Source organism: Robertkochia marina, from assembly GCF_004799345.1.
Classification (GTDB): domain Bacteria; phylum Bacteroidota; class Bacteroidia; order Flavobacteriales; family Flavobacteriaceae; genus Robertkochia; species Robertkochia marina.
This window is the reverse complement of sequence record NZ_SSMC01000001.1, coordinates 247,558-261,703: the sequence shown is the minus strand read 5'-3', so window position 1 is coordinate 261,703 and position 14,146 is coordinate 247,558. Positions and strand designations below refer to the sequence as shown.

The 14,146-nt window shown below is 44.3% G+C and carries 14 protein-coding genes; 8 read left to right on the top strand and 6 right to left on the bottom strand.

The window, feature by feature from the left end; translation table 11 throughout:
- Positions 1–156: 156 nt before the first annotated feature.
- The 5 genes from E7Z59_RS01075 to E7Z59_RS01055 all read right to left on the bottom strand — a co-directional run bounded on the left by E7Z59_RS01075 (position 157) and on the right by E7Z59_RS01055 (position 4,962).
- Positions 157–516 (bottom strand): phage holin family protein, encoded by a 360-nt coding sequence (locus tag E7Z59_RS01075; RefSeq protein ID WP_136334445.1) that lies wholly within the window; start codon positions 514–516, stop codon positions 157–159.
- Between the two features lie 64 nt (positions 517–580).
- Positions 581–2,125: an SGNH/GDSL hydrolase family protein gene (locus tag E7Z59_RS01070; RefSeq protein ID WP_136334444.1), complete on the bottom strand. Its 1,545-nt coding sequence runs from the start codon at positions 2,123–2,125 to the stop codon at positions 581–583.
- Between the two features lie 24 nt (positions 2,126–2,149).
- A complete protein-coding gene (locus E7Z59_RS01065) occupies positions 2,150–3,394 on the bottom strand; it encodes an OmpP1/FadL family transporter (protein ID WP_136334443.1) in 1,245 nt (414 codons plus the stop codon).
- A 74-nt stretch (positions 3,395–3,468) separates the two neighbouring features.
- On the bottom strand, positions 3,469–4,245 hold the full coding sequence (locus E7Z59_RS01060) for an alpha/beta fold hydrolase (protein ID WP_136334442.1): 777 nt from the start codon (positions 4,243–4,245) through the stop codon (positions 3,469–3,471).
- Between the two features lie 3 nt (positions 4,246–4,248).
- Positions 4,249–4,962 carry a pyridoxine 5'-phosphate synthase gene (locus tag E7Z59_RS01055; protein WP_136334441.1) on the bottom strand — a complete coding sequence of 238 codons (714 nt, stop codon included), beginning with the start codon at positions 4,960–4,962 and terminating at the stop codon, positions 4,249–4,251.
- A 96-nt stretch (positions 4,963–5,058) separates the two neighbouring features.
- Here E7Z59_RS01055 and E7Z59_RS01050 point away from each other — a divergent pair, with 96 nt between their 5' ends.
- The 8 genes from E7Z59_RS01050 to murI all read left to right on the top strand — a co-directional run bounded on the left by E7Z59_RS01050 (position 5,059) and on the right by murI (position 13,126).
- Complete coding sequence (locus E7Z59_RS01050; protein WP_136334440.1) at positions 5,059–5,715, top strand: CBS domain-containing protein; 657 nt, start codon at positions 5,059–5,061, stop codon at positions 5,713–5,715.
- 60 nt (positions 5,716–5,775) lie between these two features.
- On the top strand, positions 5,776–6,660 hold the full coding sequence (locus E7Z59_RS01045) for an NAD kinase (RefSeq protein ID WP_136334439.1): 885 nt from the start codon (positions 5,776–5,778) through the stop codon (positions 6,658–6,660).
- Positions 6,661–6,775: 115 nt separating this feature from the next.
- Complete coding sequence (gene porG, locus E7Z59_RS01040; protein ID WP_136334438.1) at positions 6,776–7,465, top strand: type IX secretion system protein PorG; 690 nt, start codon at positions 6,776–6,778, stop codon at positions 7,463–7,465.
- 6 nt (positions 7,466–7,471) lie between these two features.
- Positions 7,472–8,209 carry an isoprenyl transferase gene (locus tag E7Z59_RS01035; RefSeq protein WP_136334437.1) on the top strand — a complete coding sequence of 246 codons (738 nt, stop codon included), beginning with the start codon at positions 7,472–7,474 and terminating at the stop codon, positions 8,207–8,209.
- 7 nt (positions 8,210–8,216) lie between these two features.
- Positions 8,217–10,769 carry an outer membrane protein assembly factor BamA gene (bamA, locus tag E7Z59_RS01030; RefSeq protein WP_199287176.1) on the top strand — a complete coding sequence of 851 codons (2,553 nt, stop codon included), beginning with the start codon at positions 8,217–8,219 and terminating at the stop codon, positions 10,767–10,769.
- Positions 10,770–10,886: 117 nt separating this feature from the next.
- Positions 10,887–11,714 (top strand): OmpH family outer membrane protein, encoded by an 828-nt coding sequence (locus tag E7Z59_RS01025; RefSeq protein ID WP_136334435.1) that lies wholly within the window; start codon positions 10,887–10,889, stop codon positions 11,712–11,714.
- 40 nt (positions 11,715–11,754) lie between these two features.
- Complete coding sequence (locus E7Z59_RS01020; protein WP_136334434.1) at positions 11,755–12,264, top strand: OmpH family outer membrane protein; 510 nt, start codon at positions 11,755–11,757, stop codon at positions 12,262–12,264.
- Between the two features lie 70 nt (positions 12,265–12,334).
- Complete coding sequence (gene murI / locus E7Z59_RS01015) at positions 12,335–13,126, top strand: glutamate racemase (RefSeq protein ID WP_136334433.1); 792 nt, start codon at positions 12,335–12,337, stop codon at positions 13,124–13,126.
- A 174-nt stretch (positions 13,127–13,300) separates the two neighbouring features.
- Here the strand turns inward: murI and E7Z59_RS01010 are convergent, their stop codons facing one another.
- On the bottom strand, positions 13,301–14,140 hold the full coding sequence (locus E7Z59_RS01010) for a fructosamine kinase family protein (protein ID WP_136334432.1): 840 nt from the start codon (positions 14,138–14,140) through the stop codon (positions 13,301–13,303).
- Between the last annotated feature and the right edge of the window lie 6 nt (positions 14,141–14,146).

Sequence of the window (14,146 nt, the reverse complement as noted above, 5' to 3'; positions counted from 1 at the left end):
TTAAATTCGGCTTGCAAAAATAGTACAAAATACCAACTCCCCAAACTTTTTAAGTTGCTGAAATACAAATTATTAAAATTTTAATATTCCGTTAGGAGGCTACAATGCTGAAATAGTGCTATGTGTGCGTAAAAAGAGACCTTTTGTGAATGAATGCTAGTTTCGGGGTTTTTCTTTTTCTTCCTTAGTAAGTGACTGAAGAAAGGACTGTAATACCGAAAGAAGTAAACTGAATAAGAGCGCCCACCAAAAACTGTTCACGTGAAATCCGTCGATCAGACCGTCGGCCATTTGAATAATAAAGGCGTTGATGCATAAGAGAAACAGCCCCAGGGTCAGGATGGTTACAGGCAGGGTGAAAAGGATAAGAAGCGGTTTTACAAAAAGATTGAGCAGGCTCAGAGCAAAGGCCACCCAAATGGCAGTTCCAAAACTGTCTACACTTACCCCGGGAAGGATGTTTTCCAGGATGAAAACCGCTAAAGCGGTCAGGAGAAGGTTGAAAATATACTTCATAAGATGGCTTTATTGTCTAAATATAAAGAATTTTCCAACATTCTCCTGAGGCTTTTATAAGTGCTTATTGCACAAATATGGTGGGGTAATTGCCGGGATCTACTCCCGGAATATTGGCATCGTAGCTTTCGTTTATCGCTCTGATGATCTCATCGGCTACCACGGCGTAACCTCTTGGAGTAAGGTGTATGCCGTCAAGAGAAAATGCTCCTCCTGTACCAAAGGTGGTGGTGATCTCTCCGCCATTGTACTGGTAACCGGAGAGGACGATCTCTTCATAAAGGCTTTCAAAATCTAAAAGAATAAGATCGTTTTGCTGGGCAAGTCCGCTTAGGGTGGTGTTGTAAGCACTTCTAGCTGTATTAATGGCATTGATCTCTTCGTTGTCAAGAGCATCTTTGTCGTCAATGCCGTTGATGGCTGCAAGTACAAGCCCTGCTTCTGCCTCGGTAATTGTGGCTCCTGCTTGAAGTTTACCCAGTACCTGCAGTACTTCGTTGCTAATGGCAACACTACCATAGCCGGCAGTACGCAAAGCTGTTTGGTCGATGGTAAGTACAATTCGTTCTTCTTCTGTCATTTGTCTGAAACCAAGCGGATTGGTTTGACTAGCCGGGGTATCAATGAGCCATCTGTTGGGTCCTTCGTTAAAAGTGATAGCGTATTGAGAAGCTATCTGCTGTGCCTGGGCTGCGGGAACCCCCTGGTCGATAAGGCCTTGAGTAGTAATACCTGCTACGGCCTGGAAAAACAGGGTTAGTTGTTGTGCTTGTTCGGCATTAAGAACCAAAGCGTTATTGGGAACCGTGGTAAAGAAGGGTATTTTGGTAACGTCAGGTATATTGATCACTACCCCTTTGGCTCCGTTGGCAGTCATTGCACTTACCACTTGCGAGGTAGTGGCTGCAAAAACATTCGGGTCGGTAATATCATTATTGGCATATGAAGCAGGATTCAGGTTCCCGGTTTGATCAACACCGGTACCTCCTGATATGGCGTAGGTAAGAACGTCGTTATTACCGATCCATATCGAAAAGAAGGTAGGATTCTGAGCTGCAGCATCAGCCAAAACAGTGGTTTCTGAAGAACTGGCCATTCTTGCGAAATACGGATTGGCACTGGTCCCGATTCCGGCAATATTTCCATACCCCGGCGCTACCAGATGATAACTCTTTGCTCCGGGTACTGCCATGTTGTTGAAGGGGCCCTCCAGGGTATTCGTTACCTCCGTGGTGGGAGTTCCTTCAAGATTAACCGGAAGCGGGTTTCCGTTTTGATCAAAATTCAATACCAATCGGGTTGCTGCGATGGGTGTTCCGTTGAGTAACAGCCCTCCGATATTGTCATTCATCAAGGGCTGGGTGAAATCACCGCCCCCTGCCAGGGCAAATTTTGATGCCAGGATATTTGGGTAAGAACTTTGCTGCGCGTCCAGGTATAACGCACCATCAGCATAGCCTGATGTCAGCGAATTTCCAAGGGCAACATAATTGGTCAGATCGACCTCTCCCTGGTCGTAAAAACCTACCTCGTCTACCGGTTCATTAAATTCAGGTTCACAACTGCTGAATAAAGCCAGGGCAGCTGATATATATAGTAACTTTCTCATGTGTGTCGGTTTTAAATATTAGGGTTATAGTTTGTAGGTGATTCCCAGTCCGGGTACAAAAACATTGTTTTTATAGGTACCTCCGAAAGGAGCGGTTTGGCCGTTCTCCTGGTAAAAATCATAAGAGGCGTCGATCTCGTTGAAATGAACATACAGGAAAGACGCATCGATGGCAAAGCGGTCGCTGATATTTACGCTTAGACCGGCTGTAAAATTATTGGAATTGTTTCTCGGAGTTTCAGGTGCAAAATAACCTTCCTGAACAGGAGATTCATCAAAGTAATACCCTCCTCTGAATGTAAACAGCTCGCTTGCTATGTATTGAAATCCGAATCGATACACTGAAGAATCCTGGTAATTCCTGGGGTTAATAGATTCCAGTCCATTAGAGAAGCTTACATTAAGTGCGTCGTAAGCATTCCAGAATACGCGGTTGTAGTCTAAGGCTACCAGCCATTGGTCATTAAAACGATAGGAAGCCCCAACGCTCAGCTCTGCCGGAAGGGGCAGGTCGGCATCAAAAGTACCGTCTGCAAACTGTCCCTGAAGATTTTCGGGAATATTTTGAAAATCGGCGTTTCCGCCACGGGCCTCTACGTTGATCTCAGATCGGTAGTTGATACCCATGGTGAGTTTTTCTGTGGGTTTAAACATCATGCCGGCAGTATAACCCCAGGCGCCAATACCGCTCTGATCAATGGTTACGGCAAGGCGCTCGCCATTTACATCGGTGGTTGATCGGTCGAGGTTCCTGGTGAAATTAACACTACCACTGGCATAGATCGGTCCACCACCAATACTGATCTTATCAGTGATCTTGTACGAGATGGTGGGCTGAAAAAATATGGCCCGCAGTGCAATGTCGTTAATCAGGTGAGACCCTTCCCAGTTCTTAGGGTAGGTTACCTGTGAGCCAAAGGGGGTGTACACGGCGATACCCAGGCTTAGTTTTTCATTGATCTTATAAGTTCCGTAAAGGTTAAATGGTGTAGAGGTTGGGTTTTCGGCTCTGGTATTGTATCCGAACTCTTCGTTCTGGAAGGCGATGTTGGTAAAAACAGCACTCGCACCAAAACTGACGGAAAGCTTTTCTTCCAGGAAACTCATTCCCGCAGGGTTAAAAAAGGCTACTTCTGCATTGTTTACAACAGCCACTCCTGTGTGGCCCATCGCTAGTGCTCGCTGCCCTTGTAGTGCCACCCGGAATCCACCGGCATAGGTAATTCCCAGGGCCATCAAGGCTAAAATCGTCATTAATCTGGTTCTCATAGATTGCATAATTAGTAGGAAGCATCCTTCCGGGTAAGCTTCCTTGGTTTAAAAAAATGTAGATTTAGTTGTTTTTAATTTTGAAGAAAATCCAGGCTTTCCGCCAGGAATGCTTTCGGATTTTCAGCATGAAGCCAATGCCCGGCATTGGGTATGGCTTTGATCGTTGCTTTGGGGAAATGACGGCGTATAAGCTGCTCGTCATCTTGTTTTATGTAGTCGGACTTGTCGCCTTTCAAAAATAGTGTATCTCCTGCGTAGGTATTTTCAGGAGACAGCGCTGCGCCGATCTCTTCCATGCGGTTGGCTAAAACCTCGAGATTAAAGCGAAAGCCGAAATTATCTCCTCCTTTTCGATGCAGGTTCTTCAGTAAAAACTGGCGTATTCCGGGATGATCTATATATTTTGACAACATTTGATCTGCATCTCCTCTTGATGTTACCCGGTCAAGATCTACAGCCTGCAGCCCTTTGATGATCTGTTGATGATGAGGGGGGTATCTCTTTGGGGAGATGTCGGCTACCAGAAGTTTAGAAACCCTTTCCGGATAAGCCGTGGCAAAGGTCATGGCTGTTTTGCCACCCATGGAGTGTCCGATGATATTTATTTTTTCAAGCCGATGATCGTCGGCATATCTTAAGAGGTCTTCACTTAGGATTTGGTAATCAAAAGCAGGGTTGTGAAAACTGCGTCCGTGATTTCTCTGGTCGATCAGGTGTGTTGCAAACCCATTTTCTGCATAGGCAGCACCAAGAGTTTTCCAATTGTCAGACATGCCTAGAAAACCATGGAGAATTAAGAGGGGGGCTCCGTCGTTTCCCAGTATTTTGCTGTATAGTTGTTCGGTCATTTTTTACTTCAGTCTTTCCAAATACATTTGAACTACGTTCTCAAGTCCCAGGTATAATGATTCTGAGATCAAAGCGTGTCCGATAGACACTTCCAGCAGGGTAGGTAATTGTTCTTTAAAGTAACGCAGGTTTTCAAGGTTGAGATCGTGCCCAGCATTGACCCCGAGTCCTAGTTTTGTGGCCAGTCGGGCTGCTTCTGCATATGGTCTGACCCCGTTCAGGTTGCCTTTTGCAAAGTGAACAGCATATGATTCTGTGTAGAGTTCAATCCTGTCGGTTCCGGTAGCCACCGCTCCTTCAATCATTACGGGATCCGGATCCACAAAAATAGAAGTGCGTATACCGTGATTTTTGAATTCGGTGATCACCTCACTTAGAAATTCCTTGTGTTTGATCGTGTTCCAGCCTGCATTAGAGGTGATGGCGTCTTCTGCATCAGGAACCAGGGTTACCTGTGTAGGTTCTACCTCCAGGACCAGGTCCATGAATTTTTTGATCGGATTCCCTTCGATGTTGTATTCTGTGTGCACTACAGATTTCAGGTCTCTGGCATCCTGGTAACGAATGTGTCGTTCATCAGGTCTTGGGTGTATGGTAATGCCTTCAGCACCGAAATTCTGAATGTCTTTTGCTGCCTGCACTACATTTGGGATGTCTCCTCCGCGGGAATTTCGGAGCGTGGCGATCTTGTTTATATTGACGCTTAATTTTGTCATAATTGTATGGAATTGCGCAAAAGCGGGACAAAAATACAAAGCTTTGTCTGCTTTTTTATTATATAAAATGATTAATTTGCTAAAGAAACAGCGGAGATGAATTTACACACCCACATAATGAATGACTATATGCCTCTGTTGCCTGATTATACAGTGGCGATGGCATCCGGGATGTTTGCTCAGTCAACCTGTACCCATATACCGGTGGTTGAAGACGACAGGCTTCTCGGGTTGCTTTCTGAAGAAGATGTAGCAGGATTTGATGGAGAAAAAAAGATCAGCGATTATCTCTATCTCCTCGATCATTTTTATGTGCGTAAAAGAACGGTATGGCTCGATGTTCTGGAGGCTTTTGCCAGGAGCAATTCGAATATCATGCCGGTCCTGGATGCTGCTGGAGAATATCAGGGATATTATGAGCTGCTTGATCTTATAGGGTTATTCAAGGAAACCCCGTTTCTCAGTGAGCAGGGTGGCGTGGTGATCGTAGAGAAAGGTAAAAATGACTATTCTTTCAGTGAGATATCTCAGATCGTGGAAAGTAACAATGGCAGGCTGCTGGGGGCATTTATATCGGATATTCATGAAGATGTGGCCCAGGTAACCGTTAAGGTCAGTTCATCGGGTCTTAATGAGATCATTCAGACCTTTCGCCGGTATAGTTATAATGTGATTGCCGGAAATGAAGATGATGCTTATGTGGAAGAGCTGAAAAAAAGGTCGAAATACCTGGATAAATATTTGAATATTTAGGATCAAACTGAAGGGAGGAGGTGCTCCTCTGATCCCCCCTACCCAATAAAAATCACACTATTGAAAATCGGAATCTACGGTCAGTATTATCAGGAAGACGCTGCTGCTTATGTGAGTGATCTTCTTGACCTGCTGCACGAACATCCTACGGAGGTATTTATTGAAAGTAAATATTATAAGGACCTGGAAAGTCATGGGGTCTTAAAGCGTTCTTACCCTGTATTTTCTTCATTTTTTGACCTTGATGAAAGTTATGAGCTTTTGATCAGTGTCGGCGGAGACGGTACCATGTTAAGGTCTGTCTTGCTGGTTCGTGATCTTGATATTCCAATAATGGGTGTGAATACCGGGAGACTTGGTTTTTTGGCCACCGTTCAGAAAGGTGCTATGAAGCAGGCGGTTCTGGCTGTGCTCAAAGGCGATTACGAGGTGCGAAGACGTTCGCTTTTACAGGTGACCACCAACCCGGGAGTAGAGGCTCAGACCGAAGTGAATTTTGCGTTGAACGAGGTGGCGGTAAGTCGAAAAAATACCACTTCCATGATCACGGTTAATACCTGGCTTGATGATGAATACCTGACCGCCTATTGGGCAGATGGACTTATCATTGCTACGCCAACGGGTTCTACCGGATACTCTCTGAGTTGCAACGGCCCTGTGATAACTCCTGCTACCAATGCCTTTGTGTTAACGCCTATAGCACCGCATAATCTCAATGCCCGTCCCTTGGTTATTCCCGATAAAACCAAGATTCGCCTGAAGGTGTCCGGTAGGGAAGAATATTTCTTGGTATCCCTTGATTCCCGCATCGCTACCCTGCATAACGAAACGGAGATCTTTATTGAAAAAGCACCTTTTACGATCGGGATGGTCTATCTTAAGGAAGAGAGTTTTTTAAATACGCTTCGACAAAAATTGCTTTGGGGTGAGGACAAGCGAAATTGAGCCCGCCCGGGGTAATAACAATAAAATCCGTAATTTTTTGTTTTAAAAGCACATTCATTCATATGATATTACCTTTGGTATGTCATAATGTATATATTTGCAAACCTTGAACTATATGAGAACCTATCTTTTTGCCATACTGCTGTGTTCTATCGGCTTAGCTAATGCTCAAACTTATGAAGTTGGAGCGTTTTTAGGAGGGTCGAACTACATCGGAGATGTTGGGTCTGAAGCCTATATCAATCCGAATCAGTTGGCAATTGGAGGTTTGGGGAAATGGAACCTGAGTTCGCGTTATTCTTACAGGGTCAGTTTGATCTATTCTGAGCTGGTGGGCGATGACGCTCAATCTTCCAGCAATGCGCGTAAGGCAAGAGGACTTAGTTTCAGTAACAAGATGCTGGAGGTTTCAGCGGGGATGGAATTTAATTTTACAGAATTCGATCTTCACGATTTCAGCAAGCCTTTTACCCCTTATCTCTACGGAGGTGTCTCGGTTCTTATGCATGACAACCTGTACTACGATTCCGCATCAAATGTGGCTCAGGCTGATGGCAATAAAAATGCCATTGCCATTCCAATGGCCGTAGGCGCCAAGGGTAAGATCGGCCAGCATTGGGTGTTGGGAGCAGAAGTAGGGGCCAGGTATGCCATAACCGATAACCTGGATGGCAGCAACCCGACCGCACAGATTAGTGATGCGCAGAGATTTGGAAATGTATACAGTGACGATTGGTACGTATTTACAGGTATAACCCTAACCTATACCTTTATACGAAAGCCATGTTACGTATGTTTTGATTGACGTGTGATGAATGAACAGCTTATCAAAAAAGGTAATCTGCCTAAACATATTGCCATTATCATGGATGGCAATGGCAGATGGGCAAAACAGCAAGGAAAACTCCGTGTTTTTGGTCATGAAAATGGCACAAAGTCCGTGCGTAAGACCGTAGAGGCTTGTGCCCGCCTTGGTATTGAAAATCTCACGCTTTACGCTTTCTCCACAGAAAACTGGAACCGCCCGAAGATCGAAGTGGAAACATTGATGAAACTGCTGGTTTCGTCTCTGAGAAAAGAACTTTCTACCCTTCAGGAAAACAAGATCAAACTCAATGCGATCGGCACCCTTGATGCCCTTCCGGCCAAGGCCCGAAAAGAACTTCTGGAAGTCATTGAAAAAACATCTGATAATGATGGGATGACCCTTACCCTGGCGTTGAGCTATGGGTCAAGAGAAGAGTTGAAGACCGCCTTCAGAGAGATCGCAGATAAAGTTAAAAATAATATAATTTCAACTGATGATATTGATGAAAAGCTCATTAATAATCATCTTTATACGCATAACCTGCCCGATGTAGACTTGCTTATCCGTACCAGTGGAGAGTGCCGGATAAGTAATTTTCTTTTATGGCAGATCGCCTATGCCGAACTGTACTTCACCAGTACCTTATGGCCCGATTTTACCGAAGAACACTTGTTCGAAGCAATTTTAAATTATCAAAACCGAGAACGCAGATTTGGAAAGACTAGCGAACAACTTAACTAAGAATATCATGCTTAAACGATATTTGGGTGTATTTTTTGTGATCCTGTTTATGACTATGACCGAGGCAGCCCAGGCCCAGGATGTCGATTTTGATAAGGGGAAAACCTATACCCTTGGCGGATTGGAAGTAACCGGACTTAAAAGTTTTAATGAACAAACCGTAATTACCTTTACCGGCCTGAGAGTAGGGCAGGAGATCACTATTCCCGGTGAACAGCTCAGTGAAGTAATTAACCGCCTTTGGGATCTGAGACTCTTCAGTGACATTAATTTTTACCAGACCGGTGTTGAAGGAGATAAGATCTTCCTGGAATTGGAGATCGTAGAACTTCCTACTCTGACCGATGCCAAGATCGTGGGTGTGAAAGAGCGTAAGGCCGAAGGGGTTCTTGAAGAAGCCGATGTTAAAAAAGGAGAAAAGGTCACCGAAGGATTTCTGGCCAATACCCGAAACTACCTGGTTAATAAATATAAAAAGGAAGGGTACCTCAATACGAAAGTCTATATCAATACCATTCCCGATACCACCCAGGCTAACGGGGTTAAAATGGTGATCAATGTTGATAAGGGTGAAAAGGTAAAGATTCGCGATATCAATATTGAAGGAAATGAGAAGTTGAGCGATGGCCGAATCAGAAAGGCTATGAAGAACACCAAGCAAAAAGTGTTCGGACGTTTTTGGAAAAAGTCTAAGTTCATTCCTGAAGATTACCAGGAAGACCTCAAGTCTATCGTAAATAAATATAAGGAGAGCGGGTATAGAGATGCAAGGGTGCTTAGCGACTCCATTATATATAATGATGATAACAGTATTTCTATAGATCTTGAAGTAGAAGAAGGAAACCGATACTATTTTGGTAAGATTGATTTTGTAGGTAATGCAGCCTATACCGATGAATACCTTCAAAACCTTCTGGGTATAGATGAAGGTGATGTGTATAACGGCGTACTGCTGGCCGAACAGATCAGCGATCCGAATCCGGATGCCAATACGATAGAAAACCTGTATCAAAATACCGGGTACCTGTTTTCGAGCATCAATACCGTTGAGGTTGCAGCCGTAAATGATACGATCGATTTCGAGATTCGTGTAAACGAAGGTAAACAAGCCTACCTGAACCGTGTTGAAGTAGTTGGAAACGATAAAACCAATGATCACGTTATTTACAGAGAGCTTAGAACGCGTCCGGGACAGTTGTATTCAAAAGACAGGGTGGTAAGAACCATCAGGGAGATCGGACAAATGGGATTCTTTGATCCTGAGACCATCGATATCCAGGTGTTGAACCCGAATCCTCAGAATGGTACCGTAGATCTTCAGTACGGGGTGCAGGAGAAGGGCTCATCCCAGATTGAGCTTCAGGGTGGATACGGTGGAGGAGGTTTCATCGGAACCCTTGGACTTTCCTTCAGTAATTTTGCCATCAAGGACCTGTTCAATAAGGAAGCGTATAAGCCTATACCTATGGGAGATGGTCAACGCCTTTCCCTTCGTTTGCAGGCAAGCCGCTTCTTCCAGACCTATAGCTTTTCGTTCTCTGAACCATGGATGGGAGGAAAAAAGCCGGTACAATTTTCGGTTTCTCTTTCAAGAACACTACAGTTCCAGTTTAATCCTTTGACAAGGGATGTTGACAGAGATCAACGTTTTGTGATCAATGGTATTACCCTGGGACTTGCTAAAAGACTTAGATGGCCTGATGATAGTTTTCAGCTTTCTCACGCCCTGAGTTATCAGTCGTATGAATTGCAGAATTACTTCGGATTCCAGTCGATCTTCCCATTCCCTGACGGAAACGGAACATCGAACAACCTGGCATATACAGTGGCACTTACCAGGAATAATACCTCGGTAAACCCTATATTCCCTATGAGAGGGTCGTTGTTTAACCTGAGCTTGAAATTTACACCTCCATATTCATTGTTCAATAATGTTGACTATGCCAACCTGGGAGACGATCCTGAGTTCCAAACCCTGAATCCACAAGGAGAGGTTGTTCCTGATGAAGGAAAGATCTCCCAGGAAAAGTTAAGATGGCTGGAGTTCTATAAGGTCAAATTTACCGGAGCCTGGTATACCAATATCGTTGATGACCTGGTGTTGAAGTCCGGATTTGAGTTTGGTTTCCTTGGCGCCTATAACCAGGACAGGGGGGTGATCCCGTTCGAAAGATTCTTCCTTGGTGGAGATGGTCTTGGTAACTTTACCCTTGATGGACGGGAGAATATCCAGCTGAGAGGTTATCCTAACCAGCAGTTATCAAGTAACGTTGGGTCTACCATTTACAACAAGTTCTCTCTTGAGCTGCGTTACCCTATCACGCTTAAGCCTTCAGCCTCGATCTATGCGTTGAGTTTTGCCGAAGGAGGAGCAGGTTTTGATGGGTATGAAGAATACAATCCTTTTGAATTGAAGCGTTCGGCCGGTTTAGGTGTGAGAATTTTTATGCCTGCTTTCGGACTTCTGGGAATCGATTTCGGATACGGATTTGACCGTGTTCCGGGAGCAACGGAGATCAGCGGATGGCAGACACACTTTATCATTGGGCAGCAATTCTAATTTTTGGCACGATATTTTCTTAATGTAAATCGCTGTTAATATATTTGGGCTGCTTCGATGTGGTAATTAATGCTTATTTTAAGCGCAGATTACCGGGAAACCAAAACAGGAAGAACCATGAATACTAAAGTTCTTTTTTTATTGTTAACCGCTGTAACCCTTCAGGTGGTTTCGGCTCAAAGAGGGGTGCGCATTGGTTATGTTGACATGGATTATATCCTTGAAAATGTCAGCGAATACCAGATGGCAAATGAACTTCTTGAAAAGAAGGTAGCAAAATGGAAACAGGAGATCGAGCAACAGCAATTGGCCATTGCTCAAATGAAGGAAGACCTGGATAATGAGCGTATTCTGTTGACCAACGAGCTTATTGAAGAACGGGAAGTTGAAATACAGGCTCTTGAGTCTGAGGTGTTGGATTATCAGCAGGATCGTTTTGGTCCGCAAGGAGACCTTGTAAGACAAAGAAGCCAGTTGGTACAGCCCATACAGGATCAGGTATTTAATGCAGTACAGGAACTTGCAGCCGGCAGGAAGTACGATTTTATTTTTGATCGCTCAGCAGATGTGGTCATGTTGTTTGCCGATAAGCGCTACGATATCAGTGAACAGATCCTTAGAACGATCGATATCACTCGTAAAAAAGACCAGCGCGAAGGAAAGCCCTCTGCCCTGGATGCCTTCCAGGAGATAGACCCTGAACTTAAGGCCAGGCAGGATGCTTATGATGATAAGAAGTCTGAAAGAGACTCCATTATTGAATCTAAACGCGAGGCCAAGCTAAAGGAGATCGAAGAACGTAAAAAAGCCTACGAAGAACGACGCCGTAAAATGCTTGAAGAGCGGGAGGCAAAAAGAAAGGCAGCAGAAGAAAAAAAGAAAAAAGAGAACGGAGAAGAAAACTCTGAAGAAAGTGCCGAAACCGGCACTGAAGAAAATCAATAAATAAAGTAACACTAAATCTATTTTTGAAATTTTTTAAACCATGAAACACTTAAAGACGTTAGTAATTGCAGTTGTTATTGCAGTAGGATCTATGAGTTTTGCAAATGCTCAGACCAAAGTGGCACATATCTTTGTTGACCAACTAATGGCTGAAATGCCCGAAATGAAAGCTGCTGAGGCAGAGATCCAAAAATTGGGAAAAAGCTACGAGTCTGATATAAGATCTACTTTCCAGGAATTACAAAATAAAGCTAAGCTTTATGAGAACGAAGCTGCGGCTAAGACTGATGAGGAGAACGCAAAAAGAGCTCAGGAAATTCAGGGAATGCAGGCTAATATTCAGCAGGCTCAGCAGGTAGCTGCCCAGGAGATCGAGAAGAAAAAGATGGAGCTCCTTGAGCCTATCCTGAAAAAGGTAAATGATGCCATTCAGAAAGTAGGTAAAGAAAAAGGTTTTGACTATGTAATGGATGCCTCTGCAGGTTCAGGGATCATCCTTGCAAACGGAACAGATATTACCGCAGACGTAAAGTCGTCTCTTGGGTTCTAATTCAGGAAAATCCAAAATATTTTAAGAACTGCCCGCAAAGTTGCGGGCAGTTTTTTTATTTTTAACTATCATGAACCTGCAACCTATAGGGATATTTGACTCCGGTGTGGGAGGTACTTCCATCTGGAAAGAGTTGAGGAGGACCTTGCCCGATGAATCAATGGTCTATCTGGCCGACAGTGCCAATGCTCCTTATGGAGAACGTTCACCCCACGAAATATTAAAGCTTTGTATCAAGAATACCGAGCTCTTACTTGAAAAAGACTGCAAGCTAATTGTGGTAGCCTGCAATACGGCCACTACCAACGCTATAGCGTACCTTCGCGATAACTACTCCCTTCCGTTTATCGGTATAGAACCGGCCATTAAACCCGCGGCTTTAAATACCAGTTCAGGGGTTATTGGTGTGCTGGCTACCAGGGGAACCCTGAGTAGTGAACTTTTTGCCAGGACTTCAGGTAATTTTGCTGCAGGTATACGTGTTATAGAGCAGTTTGGTGATGGGTTGGTACCCTTGATAGAAGCAGGGAAGATCCATTCGGAAGAAATGACCATTTTACTTCATCAATACCTGGACCCGATGATCGAAAAAGGAATTGATCATCTCGTGCTTGGTTGTACCCACTATCCTTACCTGATTGACAGAATGAAAAGTATACTGCCGGAAGATGTGAAGATCATTGACAGCGGGCAGGCCGTTGCGCGCCAAACCAAAAGGGTGCTTGAAGCTCAGAATGCCCTTGCTCCTGCAAATGATAACCAGGTTTCTCTGAAGTTTTATACCAATGCAGATAAGGAATTACTCAGATCCTTTTTAAACGATGTGAACGATCCTTTTGAGATCATCGAACTCGATTTCTAAGTCGTACGTCTTTTTCCCGGTACCTTCATTAATCTCTTCGCTCCTTAGCTTCTTTACCTCTTAGCTTCTTTGGCCTAGCCCCTTAACCCCTTCGCTTCTTTGCTCCTTTGCTTCTTAACTCCTTAGTCCTTAGCCTGTTGATAAGAAATTCCAATCCGCAAAATGGCATGCCTATCAGAGATACTTCTTCATGATCTGTACACATCTGGAATAGTATCCCGATCCGAATATGTTGAGATGTACCAGCATATAATACAACTGCCACAGGGGTATTCTTGATTCCCAGCCGGCAGTCAGGGGGTAGACTTCATTATAAGCAGCAATGTAATTGGAAGGAAACCCACCGAAAAGTGCCATCATGGCGTGATCCATCTCCCGATGCGCAAAGCAGGTTGCCGGATCTATAAGGCATGGTTCGCCTTTGTGGCTTACCATATAATTGCCGCCCCATAGATCGCCGTGAATTAAGGAGGGCTTTTCTTCCGGAATCAGGTTTTCCAACTGCTTTAAAAAAACTTCCAGGTTTTTAAACCGATATCCCTTGTTGAGGGCTGCTTCAAATTGTGGCAGCAGTCTTTCTTCCCGGTAAAAGTCAGCTCCATGATCATGATTGCCGTTGCTTTGAGGCAGGCTCCCTATATAGTTATTCGTAGTAAAGCCAAAGGTTTTCTGCTGGTTGAGATGAAGCCCGGCGAGGCTTCGGCCATAAGTTTCAGCGCTCACAAGTTGCTTTTGACCTTCAGGAATATATTCCAGTAGCAGATATTCCTCAGAAACCTGTAAAACCTCCGGAATCCTGAAGGCGTTTGCAATTCTAAGGGCTTCCAAACCCCTGGCCTCGGCAGGAAACATGCCGGGGTACACTTTGTGATTGGTTTTCAAAACGGTCTGTATACTTGGAGATGTTACAAGATATACCGAATTGATATCTCCTCCGTGCAGCGGGGTTATTCCCGGTTGGGGGTCATTGGTAACAGGGATTAAGGCTTCAATAATATCCCTTGAAGGCAACATTGGTGA